This window comes from Chloroflexia bacterium SDU3-3, from assembly GCA_009268125.1.
Classification (GTDB): domain Bacteria; phylum Chloroflexota; class Chloroflexia; order Chloroflexales; family Roseiflexaceae; genus SDU3-3.
In genome coordinates this window covers 106,866-130,305 of the sequence record WBOU01000015.1, presented here as the reverse complement: position 1 = coordinate 130,305, position 23,440 = coordinate 106,866, and the positions used below count along the sequence as shown (strand labels likewise).

Annotated in this window: 23 protein-coding genes; 11 read left to right on the top strand and 12 right to left on the bottom strand. The window is 64.9% G+C overall.

All coding sequences use genetic code 11. The features are described from left to right. Positions 1–48: 48 nt before the first annotated feature. Together tuf and F8S13_21265 are read right to left on the bottom strand one after the other, a co-directional pair. Complete coding sequence (gene tuf / locus F8S13_21270; GenBank protein ID KAB8141052.1) at positions 49–1,254, bottom strand: elongation factor Tu; 1,206 nt, start codon at positions 1,252–1,254, stop codon at positions 49–51. Positions 1,255–1,331: 77 nt separating this feature from the next. Further along, the gene (locus F8S13_21265) at positions 1,332–2,852 is read right to left on the bottom strand and encodes a DUF2087 domain-containing protein (protein KAB8141051.1); all 1,521 of its coding nucleotides are present in this window, start codon (positions 2,850–2,852) and stop codon (positions 1,332–1,334) included. Positions 2,853–3,180: 328 nt separating this feature from the next. Here F8S13_21265 and F8S13_21260 point away from each other — a divergent pair, with 328 nt between their 5' ends. From F8S13_21260 to F8S13_21240, 5 genes are all read left to right on the top strand, one after another. Then, positions 3,181–5,118, top strand: coding sequence for an ATPase (locus F8S13_21260; GenBank protein KAB8141050.1), 1,938 nt, complete (start codon positions 3,181–3,183; stop codon positions 5,116–5,118). A gap of 407 nt (positions 5,119–5,525) precedes the next feature. Further along, positions 5,526–6,050: a hypothetical protein gene (locus F8S13_21255; protein KAB8141049.1), complete on the top strand. Its 525-nt coding sequence runs from the start codon at positions 5,526–5,528 to the stop codon at positions 6,048–6,050. Positions 6,051–6,217: 167 nt separating this feature from the next. Continuing rightward, the gene (locus tag F8S13_21250; protein KAB8141048.1) at positions 6,218–6,661 is read left to right on the top strand and encodes a GNAT family N-acetyltransferase; all 444 of its coding nucleotides are present in this window, start codon (positions 6,218–6,220) and stop codon (positions 6,659–6,661) included. A gap of 455 nt (positions 6,662–7,116) precedes the next feature. Beyond that, complete coding sequence (locus tag F8S13_21245; protein ID KAB8141047.1) at positions 7,117–7,941, top strand: NADPH-dependent oxidoreductase; 825 nt, start codon at positions 7,117–7,119, stop codon at positions 7,939–7,941. A 54-nt stretch (positions 7,942–7,995) separates the two neighbouring features. Next, positions 7,996–8,487: a GNAT family N-acetyltransferase gene (locus F8S13_21240; protein KAB8141046.1), complete on the top strand. Its 492-nt coding sequence runs from the start codon at positions 7,996–7,998 to the stop codon at positions 8,485–8,487. A 38-nt stretch (positions 8,488–8,525) separates the two neighbouring features. Here F8S13_21240 and F8S13_21235 read toward each other — a convergent pair whose 3' ends face one another. Then, on the bottom strand, positions 8,526–9,281 hold the full coding sequence (locus F8S13_21235; protein ID KAB8141045.1) for a hypothetical protein: 756 nt from the start codon (positions 9,279–9,281) through the stop codon (positions 8,526–8,528). 54 nt (positions 9,282–9,335) lie between these two features. Next, positions 9,336–9,656 carry a multidrug efflux SMR transporter gene (locus tag F8S13_21230; protein ID KAB8141044.1) on the bottom strand — a complete coding sequence of 107 codons (321 nt, stop codon included), beginning with the start codon at positions 9,654–9,656 and terminating at the stop codon, positions 9,336–9,338. Between the two features lie 266 nt (positions 9,657–9,922). Here F8S13_21230 and F8S13_21225 point away from each other — a divergent pair, with 266 nt between their 5' ends. Beyond that, positions 9,923–10,510 carry a GNAT family N-acetyltransferase gene (locus F8S13_21225; GenBank protein ID KAB8141043.1) on the top strand — a complete coding sequence of 196 codons (588 nt, stop codon included), beginning with the start codon at positions 9,923–9,925 and terminating at the stop codon, positions 10,508–10,510. A gap of 8 nt (positions 10,511–10,518) precedes the next feature. On the opposite strand, the gene F8S13_21220 is transcribed toward F8S13_21225, so the two are convergent. Then, positions 10,519–11,514 (bottom strand): hypothetical protein, encoded by a 996-nt coding sequence (locus tag F8S13_21220; protein ID KAB8141042.1) that lies wholly within the window; start codon positions 11,512–11,514, stop codon positions 10,519–10,521. Between the two features lie 121 nt (positions 11,515–11,635). Between F8S13_21220 and F8S13_21215 the strand changes: the two genes are divergently transcribed. From F8S13_21215 to F8S13_21205, 3 genes are read left to right on the top strand one after another with little or no spacing between them, the layout of a single operon-like run. Further along, complete coding sequence (locus F8S13_21215; protein KAB8141041.1) at positions 11,636–12,358, top strand: hypothetical protein; 723 nt, start codon at positions 11,636–11,638, stop codon at positions 12,356–12,358. 18 nt (positions 12,359–12,376) lie between these two features. Next, positions 12,377–12,649, top strand: coding sequence for a DUF2934 domain-containing protein (locus F8S13_21210; protein ID KAB8141040.1), 273 nt, complete (start codon positions 12,377–12,379; stop codon positions 12,647–12,649). Then, entirely contained in the window at positions 12,531–13,823 is a 1,293-nt protein-coding gene (locus F8S13_21205; GenBank protein KAB8141039.1) for a hypothetical protein, read from the top strand. The genes F8S13_21210 and F8S13_21205 overlap by 119 nt, the downstream gene beginning before the upstream one ends. Here F8S13_21205 and F8S13_21200 read toward each other — a convergent pair. Then, complete coding sequence (locus F8S13_21200) at positions 13,820–14,326, bottom strand: HIT family protein (protein ID KAB8141038.1); 507 nt, start codon at positions 14,324–14,326, stop codon at positions 13,820–13,822. The two genes, F8S13_21205 and F8S13_21200, sit on opposite strands and share 4 nt — an antisense overlap. Positions 14,327–14,344: 18 nt before the next feature. Between F8S13_21200 and F8S13_21195 the strand changes: the two genes are divergently transcribed. After that, complete coding sequence (locus tag F8S13_21195) at positions 14,345–15,265, top strand: endonuclease/exonuclease/phosphatase family protein (protein ID KAB8141037.1); 921 nt, start codon at positions 14,345–14,347, stop codon at positions 15,263–15,265. A gap of 27 nt (positions 15,266–15,292) precedes the next feature. Beyond that, positions 15,293–15,733: a dual specificity protein phosphatase family protein gene (locus tag F8S13_21190; GenBank protein KAB8141036.1), complete on the top strand. Its 441-nt coding sequence runs from the start codon at positions 15,293–15,295 to the stop codon at positions 15,731–15,733. Positions 15,734–15,844: 111 nt separating this feature from the next. On the opposite strand, the gene F8S13_21185 is transcribed toward F8S13_21190, so the two are convergent. From F8S13_21185 to F8S13_21160, 6 genes are all read right to left on the bottom strand, one after another. Beyond that, positions 15,845–16,162, bottom strand: a complete 318-nt coding sequence (locus F8S13_21185; protein KAB8141093.1) for a metal-sulfur cluster assembly factor — start codon at positions 16,160–16,162, stop codon at positions 15,845–15,847. A 95-nt stretch (positions 16,163–16,257) separates the two neighbouring features. Next, a complete protein-coding gene (locus tag F8S13_21180; GenBank protein ID KAB8141035.1) occupies positions 16,258–17,505 on the bottom strand; it encodes a hypothetical protein in 1,248 nt (415 codons plus the stop codon). Positions 17,506–17,558: 53 nt separating this feature from the next. After that, a complete protein-coding gene (locus F8S13_21175) occupies positions 17,559–18,242 on the bottom strand; it encodes a cytochrome c (GenBank protein ID KAB8141034.1) in 684 nt (227 codons plus the stop codon). Between the two features lie 67 nt (positions 18,243–18,309). Further along, positions 18,310–18,894, bottom strand: a complete 585-nt coding sequence (locus F8S13_21170; protein ID KAB8141033.1) for a DUF3341 domain-containing protein — start codon at positions 18,892–18,894, stop codon at positions 18,310–18,312. Between the two features lie 12 nt (positions 18,895–18,906). Then, complete coding sequence (locus tag F8S13_21165) at positions 18,907–20,349, bottom strand: hydrogenase (protein KAB8141032.1); 1,443 nt, start codon at positions 20,347–20,349, stop codon at positions 18,907–18,909. A gap of 57 nt (positions 20,350–20,406) precedes the next feature. Further along, positions 20,407–23,433: a 4Fe-4S dicluster domain-containing protein gene (locus F8S13_21160; GenBank protein ID KAB8141031.1), complete on the bottom strand. Its 3,027-nt coding sequence runs from the start codon at positions 23,431–23,433 to the stop codon at positions 20,407–20,409. Positions 23,434–23,440: the final 7 nt, after the last annotated feature.

Sequence of the window (23,440 nt, the reverse complement as noted above, 5' to 3'; positions counted from 1 at the left end):
GCTCCCGACAGGGCACGGCGGCAGGGGCTACCTGCCGCCGTAGGAGCGCTAGCGCTGCACGCCAGTGACCACGCCCGAGCCGACGGTGCGCCCACCCTCGCGGATCGCGAAGCGCACCCCCTCCTCGATCGCCACCGGCACGATCAGCTCCACATCCATCTCGATGTTGTCGCCCGGCATCACCATCTCCATGCCCTCGGGCAGCATGATCGAACCGGTCACATCGGTGGTGCGCACGTAGAACTGCGGGCGGTAGCCAGCGAAGAACGGCGTGTGGCGGCCACCCTCCTCCTTCTTCAGCACATACACCTGGGCCTTGAACTTCTGCAGCGGCCTGATCGAGCTGGGGGCGCACAGCACCTGGCCACGCTGCACATCCGAGCGCTCGACGCCGCGCAGCAGCACGCCCACGTTGTCGCCCGCCTGGCCCTCATCCAACGTCTTCTGGAACATCTCCACGCCCGTCACCACCGTCTTCTGCGGCGCGCCGTCGTGCATGCCCACGATCTCTATCGTCTCGCCGATCTTGATCTTGCCGCGCTCGACACGACCCGTCACCACGGTGCCGCGCCCCTTGATCGCAAACACATCCTCCACCGGCATCAGGAATGGCTGGTCTACCGCGCGCTGGGGCGTGGGGATGGCCTCATCCACCGCCTGCATCAGGTCCAGGATCGACTGGTACTCCGACGCGCTGATATCCTGCGAGGTGCAGGCCAGCGCAGCCAGCGCCGAGCCACGGACGATCGGCACACGGTCGCCATCGAAGTGGTTCTGAGTCAGCAGGTCGCGCAGCTCTAGCTCCACTAGCTCCAGCAGCTCCTCATCATCCATCAGGTCAACCTTGTTCAGGAAGACGACCATTGCGGGCACCTGCACCTGGTAGGCCAGCAGCACGTGCTCCTTGGTCTGCGGCATAGGGCCATCGGGGGCCGAGACCACCAGGATGGCACCATCCATCTGGGCCGCGCCGGTGATCATGTTCTTGATGTAGTCGGCGTGGCCGGGGCAGTCCACATGCGCGTAGTGGCGCTTCTCTGTCTCGTACTCGACGTGGCGGATGGCGATGGTGATGCCGCGCGCGCGCTCCTCGGGGGCGTTGTCGATCTGGTCGTAGCTCGTGAACTTGGCCGCGCCGCGTAGGGCCAGCACCTTGGTGATAGCGGCGGTCAGCGTGGTCTTGCCATGGTCGACATGGCCGATGGTGCCAATATTGACATGTGGCTTGGTCCGCTCGAACTTCTGCTTTGCCATAAGAGACCTTTCAAAAAATGCTCGTGGGCTGCGCGCTCGGCTCCACACACACGCGGCCAGCGCGCCGCCCTAGGAAATTAGGAAGCGGATGTGCCCTCGGGGTCTTGGCCCCAGTACTGCCGGTAGGCCTCCTCGTCGGAAAGCTGGCGCGGGGCGACCCCGGCCTGCTCGGCGGTGCGCCAGTAGCGAGCGCCATCTGCCGAGCGCTGGAGAAAGCCGTCGTCGATCAGGTCGCGCCGCACGGTCACGTGGTCGCGCAGGTGCGCAGGCACATACTGGGCGATCTGGGCGTTGGCCGCCTTCTCGGCGTACTCCTCGCCAGGCGTGAAGGTATCGGCGAGGTAGCGCAGCAGCGCGCTGCGGGCGGCCCCGGCCTTCGGCCAGGCCAGCACCTGGCCATGGGCATTGAGATAGCGCGCGAGATCGGTCGTTTCCATGGTCTCCTCCTGCTGCGGGGCGGGCGCGGCGGGTGCCGCGATGGCTGTGCGCAGCGCATCAAAGGTTACGTCAATCTGACTAGGGACAAGGCGGTAGCGCTTGCGGCCATCCCTGCCGCGCTGCTCGGCCACATAGCCCGCCAGCGATTTAAGGTAGCGCGAAACATTCGGCTGGCTGGTCTGCATGTGCTCTATTAGATCCTGCATGGTCAGCTCGCCATGCTGCGCCAGCAGGGCCAGCACCCGCAGCCGCGCAGGCTCGGTCAGGGCGCTCAGCCGCCCGATCAGCTCCATGTCGCGCACAGGGGTATCGCGCAGCAGCACGTGGTAGTGAAGCTCGGCATCGAAAAACACATACTGCACCGCGCCCACGGTCAGCTGGGTGGTGAGGCCGCCCACGTGGGGCGAGGGCACAAACACCAGCTCGCGGATGCCCGCGCCCACCCCCAGCGGCCCGGCAATAAACTGCAGCAGGTTCTGGCGGATGCGCTCCGGGCTGACGCCCGAGCCAGGGGCCGATAGGCGCAGCAGCCGCACCTGGGCGTCGATCTTGCGCTGCGCCGCCGCCCACTCCGCCGCGAGCGAGCCATCCCACACGCCGCGCAGGTGGGCCACGATCAGGTCGTGCAGCTGGAACGGGTCGGCAAGCAGCGCGGCGACCTCGGGGGCGGCCAGCTCGGCAGCGCTGCGCTGCGCCAGCACGCGCTCGCGCAGCTCGCTGGGGTGCTGGGTGGCCAGCGCATCTAGGTAGTCGGGGAAGCTAGCCCAGGCCCCGGGGAAGAGCAACGCGGGGCCGAGCGCGGTGAAGATCAGCTGGTTGAGGGCCAGCTGGCTGGGGTTCAGCGCGCTGGCGGCCTCGCGCGCCCAGCGGGCGATGCTGCCCTGCGATGCGGCCTTGTGCAGCATCGCGATGCTGCAGAGCGCACTGTACGCTGGCTCGGCGCGGATATCGCTGGCTGGCTCGACCAGTCGGGTTTGAAAGAGTTCTGACATAGCCCGTCGCTTTCTTTTACATATATACACATATGTGCATAAATAGTACATCAACAAAACCAGCTTGTCAAGACCGAAAAAAGGGCTATTCGGGTTAGCCCAGGGTCGCTGCGTTCTGCCCGTGCACTGTGCTGGGGCGAACGGCAACGCTGGAAGCAGTGCCGACATTCGCCCAGCGCGGTATGCGCCCTAGGTGACCAGTGGCCTTCGTAGTATTCGTTCCCTTTTGTGCCCTTGGTGTTGGTGGTAAAGACGTTCTGCTGAACGACAATGCATAGCCCTAGGTTTAGCTATTAACCTCTTGACAACCTATCAGCGCCGTGCTATGCTCGGCTAAACCGATTTACTGAACTAGTTTTGAACACAGCGCCACACACACCACGAGGCGTTGCCTTGTATCGCGCGTAGCTCCGCCGACGATACCACACAACCAACATAGGGGGATGCCGAGCCTACCACGGCGGTGGCTCATTGACAATACTTCAAAGGAGGAAGTATGCGCCCAACGAACCGGCTATGCTCCCGGATCGCCCTCACCCTCTCCCTTATCCTCACCCTCGGCAGCGGCTTTGTGGCCCAGCGCAGCAGCGTGCAAGCCCAGAGTATCACCAGCCCGCGCACCGTGTTTGTCCAGCTTTTCGAGTGGAAATGGACCGATATCGCCAAAGAGTGCGAGACCTACCTTGGCCCCCAGGGCTTCTCTGCCGTGCAGATCTCGCCCCCCAACGAGCACGCCATCATCCAGAGCAACGGCACCTATCCCTGGTGGGAGCGCTACCAGCCGGTGAGCTACAGCCTAGCCAAGAGCCGCAGCGGCACCCTGGCCGAGTTCCAGGACATGGTGACGCGCTGCCATAACGTGGGCGTGGACATCTACGCCGACGCCGTGATCAACCACATGACCGCAGGCGGCGGCACCGGATTCGATGGCACCTACTACCACGGCAGCAACGGCTCGGCCTACAGCAAATACACCTACCCCGGCACCTACAGCGAGCAAGATTTCCACAGCTGCCACAGCAATATCAGCAACTACAACGATGCTGGCAACGTGCAGAACTGCGAGCTCAGCGGCCTCTCGGATCTGAACACCAGCAGCAGCTACGTGCGCAGCACCATCGCCAACTACATGATCGCGCTGGCCAACATGGGCGTGCGCGGCTTCCGGATCGACGCCGCCAAGCACATGAGCGCCGCCGATGTGGCCGCAATCGTATCCCAGGTGAATGCGGCGGTGGAGCCAGACCCCTACTTCTTCCTTGAGGTGATCGGCAGCACCGGCGAGGCCGTGCAGCCCAGCGACTACTACAGCGTGGGCGGCGGCAGCGCCGACATCACCGAGTTTCAGTACGAGTACAAGCTGAGCAACAAGTTCCTCAACACCAGCTACAGCGGCGGCTACGAGAAAATCTCGGAGCTGAAGACCTTTGGCGAGACATGGGGCTTCATGGCCAGCGATAAGGCCGTGGTATTCACCAGCAACCACGACACCCAGCGCAGCAGCAGCAACCCCGTGATCACCTACCACAACGGCTCGCTGAACGACCTGTCGAACATCTTCATGCTCGCGTGGCCGTTTGGCTACCCGGTGATCATGTCGAGCTACGCCTTCGACCGCAGCACCGGCGCCGGGACCGACGCTGGCCCGCCCTCGGACGCGAACGGCAACACGCTAAGCATCTACCCCAGCGGCAGCAGCACACCCAACTGCTTCAGCCAGACCGTGGGCAGCGGCTGGGTCTGCGAGCACCGCTGGCGCACAATCGGCAACATGGTGCCGTTCCGCAACTATACCAGCGGGGCCGCCGTGGCCAACTGGTGGGACAACGGCAATAACCAGATCGCGTTTAGCCGTGGCACACTCGGCTTCGTGGCGATCAACCGCGAGAGCACCCCACTGACGCGCACCTTCACCACCGGGCTACCAGCCGGAAGCTACTGCGATGTCATCCACTACGACTTTGCGACCAGCGCTGGCACCTGCACCGGCACGGGCATTACCGTCAGCGCCAGCGGCACGGCCAGCATCACCGTGCCCGCGATGAGCGCGGTGGCGCTCTACGGCGGAGCGAAGATCGGCGCGACGACCCCGACGGCCACGCCAGCGACGACCCCGACGGCCACGCCCACACCAGCCAGCGCGATCGCCACCAGCTTTGGGGTGAACGCCACCACAGTGTGGGGTCAGAACGTCTATGTGGTGGGCAACGTGGCGGCGCTTGGCGCGTGGAACACCAGCAGCGCCATCCTGCTCTCGTCGGCCAGCTACCCGGTGTGGACAGGCACCGTGAGCCTGCCGCCATCCACGGCCATCGAGTACAAGTACATCAAGAAGGATAGCGCGGGCAACGTGACATGGGAGAGCGGCGCGAACCGAGCCTTCACCACGCCCGCCAGCGGCACCGTGAGCCGCACCGCCGAGACCTGGAAGTAGCCGCATAGGCCCAAACCGAAAGCGCCACTGGCTGATGCCGGTGGCGCTTTTTTGCACAGCGCAGGGCTGGCGGGCAACGCTGCTCGCGCGCAGCACCTTCACCGCATGGGTGCGCTGAAAATGGCGCCGCGCCATTTCTCAGACACCTTTTCGCCCTTCATGCCCTCGGGCCTTCGTGGCATTCGTTCCCTTTTGTCCCCTTGATATCTTGGCCTCTTGGTGGTAAAAGCATGCTGCCGAACTGAGAGAACATCGGCCCTGGCCTACCGATTCTCAGCTCGGCAGCGTGGCAGAAGTTGTGGTACGATAGATTCACACGCAAAATTGTCATGAACCCTCACCTGCCAGCTACATTTGGATCATGGGCGCCCAGGCCATTCAGCCGACGGTGTTTGGAGGAGGTTGTGATGCTCGCACTCAAGCGCTGGTTTGCCTGGCAGCGTTGGCCATGGCTCCCCGCCCGCATCCGGTCTTGGCAGCACATGTTCCGCGTCGAAGAGGTGGTAGACCGCTTCTACCCGCAGATGCTGGAGCTCGAGCAGCAGTCGATGATGTACCTGTGGGCGTCGCCTGACGAGCCGACAACGGCCATCCTGCAGGGAATCGCCGATGAGTTTGGCTCCAGGCCGCGCGCGCAGATCTACGCCAGCGACTGCATCTCGATCAACGTGGTCGAGTGCTCCGAGCAGGAGGCCGACCGCCTCCAGGCGGGCGAGAGCTTTCACCTAGGCGACGATCGGCTGCGCGGGTCGTGGCTGGGCCACCGCGACCGCTGGTTCTGGGAGGGCCACGATGTCATCGAGCCGATGCTGGCGCCCAACCCCAGCGGGCTGATGCTACTGATCTCGCACGTGGGTCCGATCTTCGATCAGGTTATCGCGCAGCCAGCCGATCTGGAGGATGAGCCACAGGCACCGGCCATGCCTCGCTAGGCGATAGTGCAGCAGCGACCTTGACAGGATGGCGCGGATCGGCGCGGGATCGCCCACCATGGCCTCCGCACCGCCATCAAAATAGCCAACGGCATCCTGATCATGCTGGTGGCGCTGCTGCCGATCAGCCAGCGGGCGATGGCGCTTGACCGTGAGCCGGAGGCACTATGACGATCACCTACCAGCTTGTGCGCGCCGATGAGGCCCACATCCTCGACCATGTCGCGCCGGATGTGTTCGACCACGCCATCGACCCGCGCTGGAGCGCCGAGTTTTTGGCCGACCCGCGCCACCACCTGATCGTGGCGCTGGATGGCGTGTTGGTGGTGGGCTTCGTCTCGGCGCTGCATTACGTGCACCCCGACAAGGCCCCCGAGTGCTGGATCAACGAGCTGGGGGTGGCCCCCAGCCACCAACGGCGGGGCATAGGCCGCACCCTAATGCGCCAGATGTTTGCCCACGCCCACACGCTGGGCTGCGCCAGCGCCTGGCTGCTGGCCGAGCCAGAGAACACGCCTGCCCTGCGCCTATACGCCGCGCTGCTGGCCGAGCAGCACCCCACGGTGATGATGTCGTTTGACCTGAGCGATGAGCCATCACGAGAGGCATGAGACCTAGCACCAGCCGATGATCCTCTGCCCCCAGCCCCAACATGCCCGATCTCAGTATCGTAGTAGCGCTTGCCGAACAACCTGATGCTGCGCACCTAGCTATGGTGGCGCGCAGCAAGATGAGCTGGGTGGCCAAGCGCTGCTCATTCCGCGTTATATATGCTATCCACTGGCCATGAAAGTCGGTTGGTGCCGGCTGAGGTGCGCTGCCGATCGTGCAAGATGGGACGAAAGCAAGGCAAACCGCCAGAAGAAAAGTAGATCGACACATGTGGCATCATTCTACTATTATGTCATATAAACAGAGAGAAGGTCAGCCCGGTACGCTCAGCCACACTATCTTAGCGCAGCGTGCAAAAGAATGCAATAAAGCGCTATGATGCGCACAACATACCAGATATTCGCTACAATAGCATCATCGTATCAGAAACAGCACGCTGAGAGGAGAAAGCGGCATGAATCAACACCATAGCGACGCGCTGGCCCTGCGCTATGGCGAGGGCGGGCAGCCCGACCCCATACAGATCAACGACACCATCGACCTGCTGCTACACCACCGCTCGGTGCGCGACTACCGCCCCGACCCTCTGCCCGAGGGCGCGCTGGAGGCCATGGTGGCGGCGGCTCAGTCGGCATCCACATCCTCCAACCTGCAGGCATGGAGCGTAGTAGCCGTGGAGGAGCCAGACAAGAAGGGCCGTCTGGCCCGGCTGGCAGGCGACCAGCGCCACATCCACGCGTGCCCGGTCTTCCTGGTGTGGCTGGCCGATCTGGCGCGGCTGGAGCGCGCGGCACTGCTGCGCAACACCCCTTCCGAGGGCCTCGACTACTTCGAGCTGTTCCTCTTGGGCGCGATCGACGCCGCGCTGGCCGCGCAGAACGCCGTAGTGGCCGCCGAGTCGCTGGGGCTGGGCACCGTCTACATCGGCGGGATGCGCAACCGCCCGCAGGATGTGGCCAGCGAGCTTGGGCTGCCCGCGCGGGTGTTTCCGGTGTTCGGCATGTGCGTGGGCTGGCCCGACGAGGCCAAGCCCACCGAGATCAAGCCGCGCCTGGGCCAGGGGGCTGTGCTGCACCGCGAGCACTACCAGGCCAGCGCGCAAGACGCCGAGATTGAGCGCTACACGCAGGTGATGCGCGCGTTCTACGCCGCCCAGGGCATGCGTGGCAATTTTGACTGGGCGCAGCGCTCGGCGCTACGGGTGGCCGGGCCGCAGGCCCTGGATGGACGTGATGTGCTGCGCCAGATCGTGGAGCAGCTGGGGTTCCCGCTGCGCTAGGCGTGGCTTTGAAGCACCAGCAAGCCTTGGAGAAGCACGAGAGAAAGCAGGCATATGGAGATCAGCATCCGCCCCTTCGAGCAGCGCGACAGCGCCGCCGTCCTCCAGCTCAACGCCGAATCAGTCGCCGTGCTCAGCCCCATGGATGAGCGCAGGCTCCAGCAGCTGCACGCTATGGCCCGCCTGCACCTTGTCGCCGAGGGCGCGGCGGGGGTCGTCGGGTTCCTCATAGCCTTCGCCGACGGGGCGGCCTACGACAGCTCGAACTACCAGTGGTTTACCAGCCGCCTCAAGCGCTTTATCTACATCGACCGCGTGGTGATCAGCCCCGCACAGCGCGGCGGAGGCCTCGGGCGGGCCTTCTACCAGCAAGTCGAGGGCTACGCCAGGACGCACGAATTGGCGTGGATGGCCTGCGAGGTGGATGTGGAGCCGCCCAACCTCGCCTCGCTGGCCTTCCACCAGCGGCTGGGCTTCGCCGAGGTCGGGCGGCAGTCGGCGGGCGCGGGCAAGCAGGTGGCGATGCAGCTGCGCAGCGTGGGCTAGCCAGCGCCGGGGAGGGCGCGCTGCGTCTCGCCACGGCCCTACCCCCAGCGCACCACGCGCCCCGAAAGCCAAAACGAGCCGCGCACGAGGCCGCCCACCACCATAGGCTGGGCCAGCAGCGCCAGGTCGGCCACCACATCCACAGTGCCGCCGTAGGTCTGCACATGCGCCCAGGCGAATTGCTCGCCCGTCTGCGCGTTGGTCAGCACCTGGGTGGCCAGCACATGCCCAGAGAACACCGCCTCCGACTGCGGCGCGGCACCCGGCTTGCCGTCGATCGCGAACAGCCCCGATGGGATGAACGACTCCGCCGCCATCAGCGCCTCGCTGCCCTGGGATGCGCGGTAGGCCTCATCGTCGGCAAAGGTCGCGATGTCGTGGGCGAAGGCGCTGATCTGCACCGCGTGGGTTGCTGGCAGCGCCAGAGCGCCCCAGGCCAGCATGTCGGGCACATCGAAGACCAGCGGGTAGGCACCCCGCGCCTCCGCATCGTCGCTTGGCTCGGCCCAGCCGTAGAAGGCCCCATCCAGCGGGCTATCGCCGGGGCGCGCGACGGTGTGATCCAGCCGCACCTCCATGCGCCCCAGGCCACGGAAATGCGGGTTTAGGCCAATCAGACTGTTGTCGGCATCCACCTGCGCCCACAGCTCCACGCCCTCGCCCATATCCCAGACCGTATACGATCCGCCTGGCGCATCGAGCGTGCGGCCCTGCTCCACCGTGCGGATCGCATAGTCGGCAAACTCATCATTGCTGCGCACCGCCACGCCAATAGTAGAAAAGTGACTTGGCATCTGTACCTCGATTCATCCAAATGATGATACGGTAATAAAATAGGCAAGATAATGCTAGTGGCCACTGGTCATCTTTAGCCCAACGATACCGACCAGCAGCAGTAGCAGCGAGCCGAGCCGCAGCAGATCGCGCGGCTCGCCCAGCCACACCATGCCCAGGATGGCCGTACCAGCAGCGCCGATCCCCGTCCACACCGCGTAGGCCGTGCCCACCGGCAGGCTCTTCAGGGCATAGGAGAGCAGGCCCATGCTCAGCAGCATAGTGATAGCAAAGCCCAGCGTGGGCAGCGGGCGCGTGAAGCTCTCGGACTGCTTCAGCAGCAGCGCCCAGGCCACCTCAAGCAGGCCAGCGATAGCAAGAATAACCCATGGCATAGGGACACCTCGGCAAGGGGTCGTCCCCTTCACATGAAAAATCTGCGCTGGGTCGTCCCAGCGGAGCCTTGGCAGGCGACAGAGGCAGTCGCACCAGCGGGCGCGACTGAGGGCAGCACTATACCACAGCCCGGCGCTGGCGGGCAAATCGGGCCGCCCCATCGCAAGGATGAGCGCCAATCCATCGCGCACCCGATCCCGCGCCGCCACCGCCATGCTATGCTGCCCGCACACGCCAGAAGACCTGATAGAAAGCAGCAATACCGATGCCATACTACCGAAAGCTGGTTGGGCAGCAATGCTACCTCTCGCCCTGCAGCGAGGAGGATGCCGAGCACTGGGCGCGCTGGGACAACGACCTGGCGGCCAGCATCCCGCTGGGCAGCGAGGCCTACAGCCCGCAGGCGATCGAGCACGCCCGCGACGCGGTGCGCGCGGCCATGCGCGACCAGCACCATGTCTTCACCGTGGTCGATCTGGCCAGCGACCAGGCCATCGGGCGCACCATGCTGTTCAACATCGACCATATCAACCAGGCCGCCATGGTTGGCCTGCTAATCGGCGAGCGCAGCGCGTGGGGCAAAGGCTACGGCACCGAGGCGCTCCAGCTTGTGCTCGACTACGGGTTCAACCTACTGAACCTGCACAACATCATGCTGGGCGTCTACGCCTACAACACGCGGGCCATTGCGCTGTACGAGAAGGTCGGCTTCAAGCTGATCGGGCGCAGGCGCGGCGTGCGGCTGCTGGGCGGCGTGCGCCACGACGCGCTGACCATGGACATGCTGGCCGAGGAGTTCAGCTCGCCGTTTGTACGCGGCGTGGTCGAGCAGATCGGCACGCGGGCCGGGTAGCGCGGGCGCTAGGGAGCCGCTGGCTCCGGCACATGCTCGGGGAAGAGGTAGAGTACGCCCATCGGGATCAGCAGGAACGCAAGCGGCAGAAACAGCCGGATCTCGTTGATCAGGCCGCCAACAAAATGAAACGCGACAAAGATGGGCACAAGTAGGCCCGAACGCCGTAGAAAGATCGGTTTCTGGGCAAAGAAGAGAAATGCGTAGACCCAGATAAACCCAAAGAGAAAAAAGAAGTGGAGGAATTCGGCCCGCCAGTAATCAAACCAAGGAACAAACAGCTGGGCCGAAAGATAGTGCAGATTCGTATCGAGCTGCCAAAATTCGGCGAGGCGGGGTCGATCACGGGTTGCGTATCGTATCGTGCCAACGATCGCATATGCAGGGAGGCTGGTAAGAGCGGTGCGCAGCGCAAGATGCAAGAGGCTGCGCCACTGGAATCCCCGCCAGCTATAGCACACATACACAAAGGGCAGAATCAGCACCGTCTCATTATTCAGGGCACCCACAGCCAGCGCCAGCGTATAGAGGATGAGTCGATTCTCGCGGATCGCCCATAGCGACAGCAGAAAGGTCAGCAGCAGCAGCGGGGTGCTCTCCTGCAGATCGTTCATATAGGTGAGCGGCATGGTAGCCGCAAGAAAAAGTACACAGCCAAACGCCAGCTTGTCATCAAACCATGCGCGTAGGTAGAGGTGAAATCCAAGAAACATCAGAAAGGTAAACATCCAGCGCTGGATAATATAGGCATTGATAATAGAGATGTTCAACAAGCGATGCAATATCTCCGGCACAATAAATTGTAACAGGCGCGATTGTTCGTTGTTTGCATACTGAAATGCCATAAGCTGCTGATGAGTACTATCAAGCGTTCCATTTGTCCAGTTTGGCGTCAAATGTATTTTCAACGATAGCTGGATAAATGCCAGAAAAAAATAGATACTGGCAAAGATCGTATATGTACGGATATGTGGTGAAGGTCGCTGTAGTTTCAAGAAATCCATACCATGATCCTCTTCCACTTGCATTCGTACTGGTAGTATACAGCAGATCATTCTTTGTTAAAAACGCGCAGAGGGTGTATCATCACCTACGGATTCTATCAATAGAGCGGTGAGACTCTTTATGACAACCCCATCATCACCCTGGCACGCCAGCCGTATCTCATACGGGGGCAAACTAGGCATCACCACGGCCTTCCTGCTGCTCATCTGCCTTGCTGTCTCACTGGTTTTCATAGCCTTTGGTACCATCTACGAGCTGTTCAATCCCTCCGAGCTGAGCAGTACCAGCACATCCCTGATCGCTATCGGCGTATCGCTGGTGCTCCTGGCGGCGTGCTGCCTCGGCATCTACAAGCTCTTCCCCTCCACGCGCAAGCTCACCGATTTCAAGCCAAGCTACGGCAGCATCGCACCGGATGCGGAGGGGCAGCCCTTCGAGGTGCGCTTCCAGCGGGCCGATGGTGGGCGCAACATCATGGGCAAGGGCAAGGTGCAGTTCACCCCCGGCGGGCTGCTGGTAGAGGGCTGGCTCACACCTAGCGCCCTGCTGCAGATCGGCATCGTGCTGCTGGTCACGATCATCCCAATGGTGATCTGCGGCATGGCGCTGGGCATTATCCCTGCGCTACTGATCGCCTATTATGTGGGGCGCAAGAATCTGAGCCTGACTCTACCCTACAGCAGCCTGCTCGACCTGAAGCTTCATGATGGCAGCCTAAAATTCCGGCTCGCCACACCGCCGCCTAAAAAGGTCAGCTTCTATGTGGCGCTCGCCGATGCCGAGCGGCTCTACCGCGAGGTCGAGCGGCACCCCGCCGTGCCGGGGGCCAGCCCCTTCTTCTAACCCCACAGGAGCCACGCTATGCCGCTCTACTGCCCCGGGCATGGCTGCCCGCTGCGCGCCGACTGCTACCGCCACACCCAGCCCGCACCGGGCCGCGATCGGTTCGCCGCGCTGCCCTACAGCGCCGAGCGCGGCAGCTGCGACGAGTTTATCAGCAACATCCCGAGCGAGGATGCTGTACGACTGGCGGCCTACTACATCTGGCTGCGCACGGGCGGCGCGGGGCATGCCATCGAGCACTGGGACAAGGCATACCAGAGCCTCTGCCGCAGCACTGGGCGCAGCCCATAGCAACAACGAAAGCCACCCAATGCCAGAGCACAATATCGACCAGCCAGAGTGGGTGGGCGCTTGGTACGCCGCGCCCACCCCGGTTATCTCGGCCAACGTGGTGGGGCGCACCCTGCGGCAGATCGTGCGGGTCGCTGCAGGCGGGCAGCAGGTGCGGCTGCGCCTCTCGAACCGCTACGGCAGCGAGCCGGTCAGCATCCGCTCGGTCAGCGTGGGCAAGCTGCTGCGCGCCCCGGCGGTCTGGCCAGCGCCACAGCCGGTGCGGTTCCAGGGCAGCCACGCGCTGACCATCCTGCCTGGGCAGGATGCCATCAGCGACCCGATCGCGCTGGGCATCGCGGCCATGCGGTCGCTGGCCATCACCTTCTTTGTAGAGCGCGGCGAGATCACCAACGGGCACGGCGTGGGGCTGGAAACATCCTACATCTCACCGCTGGGCGACTACACCGCCGCGCCCGAGGATGCCGCGTGGATGCACTACCCGCTGCAGACCAGCGCGCGCTGGCTGCTCTGCGGCGTGGATGTGCTGCCAGCCGAGCCGCTGGGCGCGGTGGTGGCCATCGGCTCTTCCGTCACCGACGGCGTCGGCTCGACCCATGGCCAGCACGGCAGCTGGCCCGACCAGCTCGCGGCGCGGCTGGCCGTGGCCGGGGGCGACCGCCTGATGGCGGTGCTCAACGCGGGCATCTCGGGCAACCAGCTGATCGGGCAGGGCAGCCCCGGCGAGGGTATGCCGCCGCTGTGGGGCGAGCCGGGGCTTGCCCGGCTGGAGTGGGATGTGCTAGCCCAGCCGGGGGTGCGCGACCTGATCATCCACATCGGCTCGAACGACCTGCGGGCCGGGGCCAGCGCCGATCAGCTGATCGCCGCGCTCCAGCAGCTGGCCACGCGGGCGCGCGGCGTGTGTCGCAGGGTGCTGGGCACCACCATCCTGCCCGGCGGCTACACGCCCGAGCAGAACGCCCAGCGCGAGCGAGTGAACGCCTGGGTGCTTGAGCAGGGGCGCACCTGCTTCGACGCGGTGTTCGACTTCGCCACGCCGCTGTGCGACCCCGCCGACCACGCGCTGCTCGCGCCCATGTGCGACTCGGGCGATGGCGTGCACCCCAACGACGAGGGCTACCGGCGGATGGCCGAGGCGGTGGACATCCGCCAGCTGAGCGGCAGGGCCTAGCCGCGCCCGCCTGGGCGCATGCGGTGTGCGGTAAACAGATAGGCCCGCACCTGCTCGGCGATCCGGTTCATCGCATCCTCGGGCACGCGCTCGGCCTCGGGCACACCCAGGTAGCCAAACACCCTCGGGCCGCGCCGATCATCGGGGATGTCGGGCATGCGCGGGATGATGTGCACGTGCACGTGCGGGTGGCCCTGGGCCTCGGCGAACTGCACCACGTAGGTCTTCTGGCAGCCCACCGCCGCCTCCAGCGCCTGCGAGGCGGTGGCGATCAGCAGACCCAGCTCCACCGACTCGTCGCGGGTGAGCGCCGCGACCGAGGTGATGTGGCGGCGCACCACCAGCACCAGCCAGCCCGGCAGCGCGCTGTCGTAGGCGTGCGCCACATCCCAGTGCGATGTGCGGTAAATACTATCCCACAGCGGGCGCTCGCCCTGGTCGCGCTGCTCGATCAGCGCGCAGGTGATACAGCCAGAGTGCGGCGAGGAAGATGGTGTGCTCATTGCAGCGCTCCTTATGCTATGATTCAGCCCTCGGGTATATCGTACCACTATACCGACAGCATTATGACATCCCAACGACGGAGCATCGGAGGCAGCATGAGCGACTTCGCGCTTTTCCCAGGGGTCTACCGCCCAGCAGCCCAGCGCTGGGAGCCAAGCGCGGCCAGCGCATCCGAGGTGATCCAACCCACGATCACCATCGCCACCATGAACGTGTGGTTCGAGCCGCACTTCTTCGCCGAGCGCTGCGCTGCCCTGCTGTCGCTGCTGCAGGCCCACCGGCCCAACCTAATCGCCCTGCAGGAAGCCACCCCAGCCCTGCTCGACCGCGTGATGCGCGAGCCATGGGTGCAGCGCGAGTACCAGCTGTCCGACATCGCGGGGGGCAGCATCGACCCCTATGGAGTGCTGATGCTTAGCCGCCTGCCCATCCACGCCTGGGAGCTGCGTGCGCTGCCAAGCGCCATGGGCCGCGCCCTGCTCACCGCCCGCGCATCGCTCAACGGCAGCACCACCAGCTTCGCTAGCGTGCATTTAGAGAGCACCTCGCTGGCCGCGCCGACGCGGGCCAGGCAGCTGGCCAAGATCTTCCCGTGGCTGGCCGCCGCGCCGCACGCGCTGCTGATGGGCGATTTCAACTTCTGCTCCAGCTCTTACGAAAACGAGCAGCTCGCCCCCGCCTACCAGGATGTCTGGCCGTACATCCACCCCGCCGACCCTGGCTACACCGAGAACACCGAGGTGAACACCATGCGCGCCCAGCACGCTGGCAGGCATCGGCCAGTGCGCTTCGACCGCATCCTGCTGCGCTCGCACGCCCCCGGCTGGCAGGCCGAGTCCATCCAACTGATCGGCACCGCGCCGATCGGCAGCGCCACGCCCGATGTCTTCCCATCCGATCATTTTGGCCTGGTGGCCAGGCTGCGCTGGCAGGCATAGCGCAGCAGAAAGGCACGCCCAGTGGATATGATCCGGCCATGGCTCGCCATCGGCAGCTACCGCGACACGCTCAACAGAGTGCGGCTAGGCCAGCGCCAGATCGGCGCGCTGCTGCAGTTTGCCGAGCGCACTAGCTACCCGCATATCGACTACCTCTTCCTGCCGATCAAGGATGGCGAGCCGGTGGCGCGCGAGGTGCTCACGCAGGGGGTAGGGTTTGTGCGCGCTGCCCATGGGCGGGGGCTGAACGTTATGGTGGCGTGTGGGGCGGGAATCAGCCGCTCGGCAACCTTCGCCACGGCGGCGCTGCACGAAATCGAAGGCATCGACCTGCTCTCTGCCTGGCAAGCCATCCACCGCGCCCGCCCGATCACGCTGCCCCACCCGCTGCTGTGGGAATCGCTCTGCGCCTACTATGGCCATCCCATCCCAATCGCGCAGATGCTGCGCAGCGCCAGGTACGGCTAGCGCGATCAAAGCCTACAAGCTCGCCGCGCTCCTGCGCTGGCGGCACAAAAAAGCGCAGGGCAGACACGGCGATACCGCATATGCCCTGCGCTCCTACCAAGCGCCCCTAGACTAGAAGAAGCCCAGCTCCTCGCGGGCATCCTCCGACATCATCGACGGGTTCCAGAACGGCGTCCAGACCAGATTGATGTTCACGTTCTCCAGATCCTTGTAGATCTCCTGCAGGGCCACAACCTCCCGGCGCGCCTGGTCGACGATCTGCGGGCCAGCCGGGCATGCCGGAGTGGTGAGCGTCATGTCCACCGAGACCGTCTTGCCCTCGTCGGCTATATCCACGTTGTAGACAAGGCCGAGGCTCACCACATCCAGGCCAATCTCGGGGTCGACAACATTCTTGAGCGCGGTGCGCACCATATCCTCAGTGATAATCACAGTCTCCTCCTCACGATGCTACAGTGGGTGCATGATACCACAAAGCCCCCCGAAGCCGCAGAGGCAGCTCCGGGGGGCTTTGCCGCAGGGCGCTAGGCGTGCGAGGCCTTCGGGCCTTTTTCCTTCTCAAACGCGTCGGTGTGGCTGCGCACCAGGCAGTCCTGCTGGCGCGGGTCGTTCTCGGCCACTAGCGGGCGGCGGCCCAGCCAGTACAGGAACGCGCCCACCCACAGCCCGCCGATGCCCACCAGCATGGCCAGATCGGTGATGCTGACGCTGAAGTGCTCGTGGTGGAAGGCCGGGGTCAGCTGCCAGAAGACATTCAGCATCTGGGCGACCAGGATGAACGCGCCGAACCAGCGCATGCGCTCGGGCGAGCGCTTGGTGCGGCGGCTGAGCAGCGCGAAGAACGGCAGGATGAAGCAGCAGAACGTGACAATATAGCCCAGGTACTGCCAGCCGCCCTGGCTGCGCACCACGTAGAACTCGGCCTCCTCGGAGATATTCGCCGAGTAGATGATCAGAAACTGCGAGAAGTTCACGTAGGTCCACAGCACGGTGAAGGCAAAGCCCAGCGAGCCGAGGTCGTGAAAGCGGTTCGCGGTGGCGATCTTGGCCAGCGGCTGCACCTTGTAGATGAAGGACAGCACGAAGGCCGAGAACGCGATGCCAGTAAGCGCCGAGATCACCACGTAGAGCACGGGGTACATGGTGGAGTACCAGACCAGCTCGGTGGTCATGCCCCAGTCGATCATGGCGAAGCTGTAGGTGAGCATGAACAGCACCACGCCGCCGCCCGCCAGCTTGCCGAAGCGGCTGTGGATGGCCGGGTTAGCCGTGCGGTCCTGCTCGTCCGACCACTTGGTAAACAGGTAGGTCAGGCCGATCCAGGCGGCGAAGAAGATCACCGCGCGCAGGCTGAACATGGCCGGGTTCATGTAGGGCTGGCGAAGCTGCAGGATGTGGTTGGATGCGACCACCGAGGGGTCGCTCCAGGGGTAGACCGCCCCAGGCAGCGCGAAGATCGAGATGATGATCGGCACGAACAGCGCCGCCATCAGGTAGAGGTTCTGGGCCATCGCCTCTAGGATACGCTTGATGGTCTGGCCCCAGCGCCCGCCCACCAAGTACTGGAGGATCAGCAGGCCCAGGCCGCCCATCGAGATGGCGAACCAATAGATGAAGCCGTAGAGATAGGACTGAAAAAACTGAGCGCCACCCACGACAAAGCCGCTGACGATCGCGATCAGCAGGCTGACCGCGCCCACAATCAGCGCGAGGCGCGAGAAGCGCGCAAGCTGCAGCGGTTTGGGTGATGCCTCACGGGCTGTCTTTGCCATAGCTTCTTGCGGCGGCGGCGGGAAATAGCCCGCGCCGCCCTCCTTTCTGACTGTTAGGGTGCAGCCGTAGCCGCAGGGGCCGCCGTAGCCGATGCCTCCGCCGTGGCCGCAGGGGCCGCCGTCGCATCCGCCTTGGGCGTGGGCGTGGCCGGGATAGCCCCCTTGGGCGGGTTGGCCTGCAGCGAGCGGATGTAGGCGATGATCGCCCAGCGGTCGGCGGGGTGCACGCGCGAGGCGTACGAGTACATCAGGCCCTTGCCGTGGGTGATGACATCGAAGTAGTAGCCATCGGGCTGGCCCACCAGCGCATCGCTATAGAACGAGGGCGTCTCTTTGCCCGCCGTCTTGAAGTAGCTCAGGGTGAAGCCCTTGCCGTTGCCCAGGTCGCCGTGGCAGGGCACGCAGTAGATGCCGTAGCGCTGTTTGCCACGCGCCAGCACGCCATCGTTCACCGAGATCGGGCTGGCGATAAACGCGCCGCTGGCATCCTTGCCCGAGTTCATGGGGTCGGATGCGAGCATCTGGCCACGGGCGAAGGTGTTATCGACCAGCGGTCGCGAGGCCGCGCCATCGCCGCCGTTGGCCACCGAGAAGATGCCCGTGCTCTCCTCATAGGGGTTATATTTGGCCTGGTCGTACATGTCCAGGTGGCCGCACGCAACCGTCGCCACAAGGCAGAGAGGGAAGAATGCGCCCCGCAGCACACGCGCCAGCCGCGATGTATGCTTTCGCTCCATGCTTATTCCTTCATAGCCGCCGCGCCAGGGCTGGGGCCGTGGGCGCGGCGGATGCTGACCGGTCTCGTTACTGTTGAACCTCGTTGATCGCGATCGCGTGTTGGCTGCTCAGGAAGGCCCGCGTCTTCTGCAGGTCGAACTTCGGGTCGCGCGCCTCGATCACCAGGAAGAACTTATCCTGCGAGGCCCGCTCGAAGTCGGGCGCGTTGAACATCGGGTGGTAGGGCTGGGGCAGGCCGTTCATCAGCACCATGCCGAACACCGCCGAGAAGGCGGCAAACAGGATGGTGCACTCGAAGGTGATCGGGATGTAGGCCGGCCACGCGAAGGGCGGGCGGCCAAACACCACCAGCGGGTAGTCGATCACCTGGGTGAGCCACTGCAGCCCAAAGCCAAACACCGCACCCGTCAGGCCGCCGGTCAGCACCACGGCGGGCAGGCGGTCCTTCTTGTGGCCCACGGCCTCGGCCAGCTCCTCGATCGGGAACGGCGAGAAGGCGTCGAGCTTGGTGTAGCCCGCGTGCTCGGCGGCCTCGGCGGCGTGCAGCAGGGCGTCGGCATCGCGAAACTCGCCGACCAGGCCATACAGCGGGGCCGGTGCGGCGGCGGCGGGGGCAGGGCGGGCAGCGCCGCGACGAAAGATATTCTGCATTGCTGGTTCCTCCTAATCTGCCGCCGCTGGCTGCGGGCCGGTGCCCGCGCCTGCGCCGTGCGCCTCGCCATGGTGGCCTGCGTTCTCCTCGTGCACCAGCATGCGCATCTCGAAGATCGAGATCATCGGCAGGATGCGGATGAACAGGAACAGCAGCGTGAAGAACAGGCCGAAGGTGCCGAGGTACAGCAGCCAGTCCCAGATCGTGGGGTTGTAGTAGCCCCAGGATGAGGGGATGAAATCGCGCGTGAGGCTGACCACGATGATCACAAAGCGCTCCAGCCACATGCCGATGCTCACCACCAGCGAGACAAACAGCAGCACCGGGATGCTCTGGCGGCAGCGCTTGAACCAGAACAGCTGCGGCACTAGGAAGTTGCAGAAGAGCAGCGCGAAGTACGACCAGGCGTAGGGGCCGTTCAGGCGCATGTTCAGTAGGAAGCCCTCGTACTCGTTGCCGCTGAACCACGCGAAGAAGGCCTCCATCGCGTAGCCGAACGTCACGATCATGCCGGTGGCCAGGGTCACCTTGGCCATCAGGTCGAAGTGCTTCATGGTGATGTACTGCTCAAGGCCGTACCACTTGCGCACCGGGATCATCAGCAGCATCACCATAGCGAACCCGGCGAACACCGCGCCCGCCACGAAGTAGGGCGGGAAGATCGTGGCGTGCCAGCCGGGCAGCTGGCCCACGGCGAAGTCGAACGACACGATGGTGTGCACCGAGACCACCAGCGGCGTGGAGAGGCCCGCCAGCAGCAGCGAGGCCAGCTCGTAGCGGTGCCAGTGCTTGGCCGAGCCGCGCCAGCCCAGCGCCGCCAGGCCCCAGATGAAGCGCATGATCGGGTTGGTGGTGCGGTCGCGCATGGTGGCGATGTCGGGGATGAGGCCCACCAGCCAGAACAGCAGCGAGACGGTCGCATACGTCGAGATCGCGAACACGTCCCACTCCAGCGGGCTCTGGAACTGCGGCCACATGCCCAGCGACGAGGGGTAGGGCAGCATCCAGTAGAGCACCCACGGGCGGCCAAGGTGCAGGATGGGGTACATGCCGGCGCAGGCCACCGCGAACAGCGTCATCGCCTCGGCGAAGCGGTTGATCGAGGTGCGCCAGCGCTGCCGCAGCAGCAGCAGGATGGCCGAGATCAGGGTTCCCGCGTGGCCGATGCCGATCCACCACACGAAGTTGATGATATCCATACCCCAGCCAGCCGGGATATTGATACCCCAGACACCCACGCCCTCGATCAGCAGCCAGGTGACGGCGGTGAAGAAGACCATCAGCAGGATGATGGCGATCGCAAAGCCGAACATCCAGCCTAGCGGGGTCTTCTTCGGCGCGGTCAGCGGGATGTCCGCCAGCTTCTGCGAGACATCGGTATAGGTTAGCTCCGGCCCAAGCAGCGCATTGGGGTCGGCTGGCCCCCGAGCCGGGCGTTTGAGAGATTGCGCCATTCAGTTTCTCCAATTCCTTGCGGCCTGGGCGCGCGTGCGTGCGCCCAGGCCACGGCTCTAGGCTTCCTGCAGGGCCGGGTTGGGGTTCTTGACCTGCGCCATGTAGCTGGTGCGGGTCTGCACATTCAGCTCATCCAGCAGGCGGTAGCTCAGCGGCAGGCGCTTGATCTGCGACACCTTGCTCTCGGCATCGTTCAGGTTGCCGAAGGTGATGGCGTCGGTCGGGCAGGCCTGCTGGCAGGCCGAGATCACCTCGCCATCCTTGATGGTGTCGTTGAGGCGCTCTTTGTCCTGGCGAACCTCGTTGATGCGCTGGATGCAGTAGGTGCACTTCTCCATCACACCCTTGACGCGGACAGTCACGTCGGGGTTGCGCATCAGCTTCAGGCTATCCATGTCGAACTTGTAGAGCATGTCGTTGTACTGCAGGAAGTTAAAGCGGCGCACCTTGAAGGGGCAGTTGTTCGAGCAGTACTTGGTGCCGACGCAGCGGTTGTACACCATGTTGTTGATGCCCTCGCTGTCGTGCACCGTCGCGCCGACGGGGCAGACCACCTCGCAGGGTGCGTTCTCGCACTGCTGGCAGGCCATGGGCTGGTGCACCACCTCGGGCGTGTCGAGGCTGCCGGTGTAGTAGCGGTCGATGCGGATCCACTGCATCTCGCGCCCGCGCAGCACCTCGGTCTTGCCCACCACTGCGATGTTATTCTCGGCGTCGCAGGCCACCACGCAGGCGTTGCAGCCGGTGCAGATGTTCAGGTCGATCGCCATGCCCCAGGCGTAGCCATTGAACTGGCGCTTGGGGTAGAGCGAGAAGTGCTCCTCCTCGCCGTGCAGCAGGTTGGGCTTGGCCTTGTACTCGGCCAGCGTGATGTTGTGCACGATCTCGCGCCGCACCGCCGCGTCGGACTGGGTATCGGTGCCAGCCTTGGTGTCGATCGCGTGGTGGTCTTGGGTCGAGGCGATCTCGTAGGTGCCGCCGGTCTTGGCCAGCTGCACGTCGGCGGTGAAGTAGGGCGCGGCGCTGGTGCGCACGGCATAGGCGTTGTAGCCCACGGGGCTGCCGTTCAGCGTGCCCACGATACCCGCCTTGGTGCGGCCATAGCCCAGCTGCAGCGCGATCACGCCCTCGGCGGTGCCGGGCTGCACCCACACGGGCGCATCCACCGTGCCGCCGCCAGCCGTCACCCGCAGCACGTCGCCGGTCTGCACGCCCAGCTTCTGGGCGGTGGAGATGCCGACGTAGGCCACGTTGTCCCAGGCCACCTTGCTGATGCTGTGGGGCAGCTCCTGCAGCCAGCCCAGGTTGGCGAACGCGCCATCCCAGACCTTGGTATCGGGCTGGATGACCAGCTCGTACTCGCCCAGCTTGGCCGCGCTGCCGAAGCTCGCGCCGCTGGCCAGCGTCGGCGTGATCGCGGCGGCGGCGGTGTTGGCCACCACACCCGCGTTCAGCGAGGTCTGCCAGAAATCGTTGAAGGTGCTGCTGGCGCTGGCGGCGTAGGTCTGCTGCACCAGGTCGTAGCCCTTGGCATCGGGCTGGCCATTGAGCGCCGCCAGCAGCTCGTGCGGCGACTTGCTGCCGTAGAGCGGGGCGATCAGCGGCTGCACGATCGAGGTGGTGCCATCGAAGGCGCGCGCATCGCTCCAGTGCTCCAGGTAGTGGGTCGAGGGCAGGTGCCAGGTGGTCTTCTCGGCGGTCTCGTCGTTGTAGAGGCCGTAGTGCACCGAGAAGGGCACCTTGGCCAGCGCCTCGGCGAACTTCAGATCGGCGGGGGCGTTGTAGACCGGGTTGGCCTCGATCATCACCAGGGCCTTCACCGCGTCGCTGTTCATCTCGCCCACTAGGTCGGCCAGGGTGCCGGGCTGGATGGGCAGCACATCGACCGGGGCGGTGTAGCGCACCGTCGAGCCGACCGCGCCGATGGCCGCGTTGATCGCATGGGCCAGGGCGTGGATCTCGGCTGGCTGGCCCTCGCCCGCCACCACCACGGCGGCGCCGCGGTTGGCCTGCAGATCCTCGGCCACGGCCTTCACCCAGGCGGCCACGTCGATCGCGCCCACCTTCTCGGGCAGGGTGCCGGGCGTCGCGCCCGCCACGCCCAGCGCCGCAGCCACCGAGCGAGCCAGCTCGCCCACGTGGGCCGCGCGCAGGGGCAGGCGGTGGTCAGCGTTGGTGCCCGTGATCGAGAACGTCGGCTCGGCGATATAGAGCCGGTTCATGGTCACGCTGGCGGCGTCCTCGGTGCGGATGACGCGGCGGCTCATGAAATCGCGCTGGTAGCGCACGTTGGCCGGGCCGTAGGCGAAGAAGTCGGCATCCAGCGCCAGCACCACGTTGGCCTTGGTGAAGTCGTAGATGGTGTTGACGTTCTGGCCGAACGCCAGCTGCGCCCCGGCGCGGGTGTTGTCGAAGCCCACCGGGTCGTACACATACCAGCGCGCGCCGGTGTTGGCGCTCAGGAACTGCTGGATCTGCGAGGCCAGCGTGGGCGAGGTGATCGTGCCGGTCAGCAGGCGGATGGCACCATTGGCGCTGGCCAGCGCCGGGCCGAGCGCCGCCGTGAAGTCGGCCCATGTCTTGTCCGCGCCGCCGCTTTTCACCTTCTGCGAGCGGTCGGGGTCGTACATCTGCAGCAGGGCGGCCTGCATGAACAGGTCGGTCTTGCCCTGGCTGGCGGGGTGCTGCTCGTTGCCCTCGATCTTCGTCGGGCGGCCCTCGTGGCTCTCGACCAGCACGCCCTGGGCGTAGCCCTGGAAGGTGTGGGCCGAGGCGAAGAACAGCGGCTTGCCCGGGATCACCTGCTCGGGCAGGCGCACGTACGGAACAATCTTTTCCTGCGGCTGGCGCAGCGAACACCCCGAGAGACCGGCCATAGCCAGTGATGCACCCATCAGCTTCAGGAAGTTGCGCCGCGTCGCCGGGTCGCGCATCTCGGATGCGTGGCGGGGAAACTCGCGGGCCATCAGATCCTGGAACCCCTCGGTGTCTGCCAGCTGCTCAAGGCTGCGCCAGTATGGCTGGCTCTGCTTCGCAGCCAAGATCTCGCGCACGGCTTGGAGGTCAAGTGGTTTCTTGCTCATGTATCGT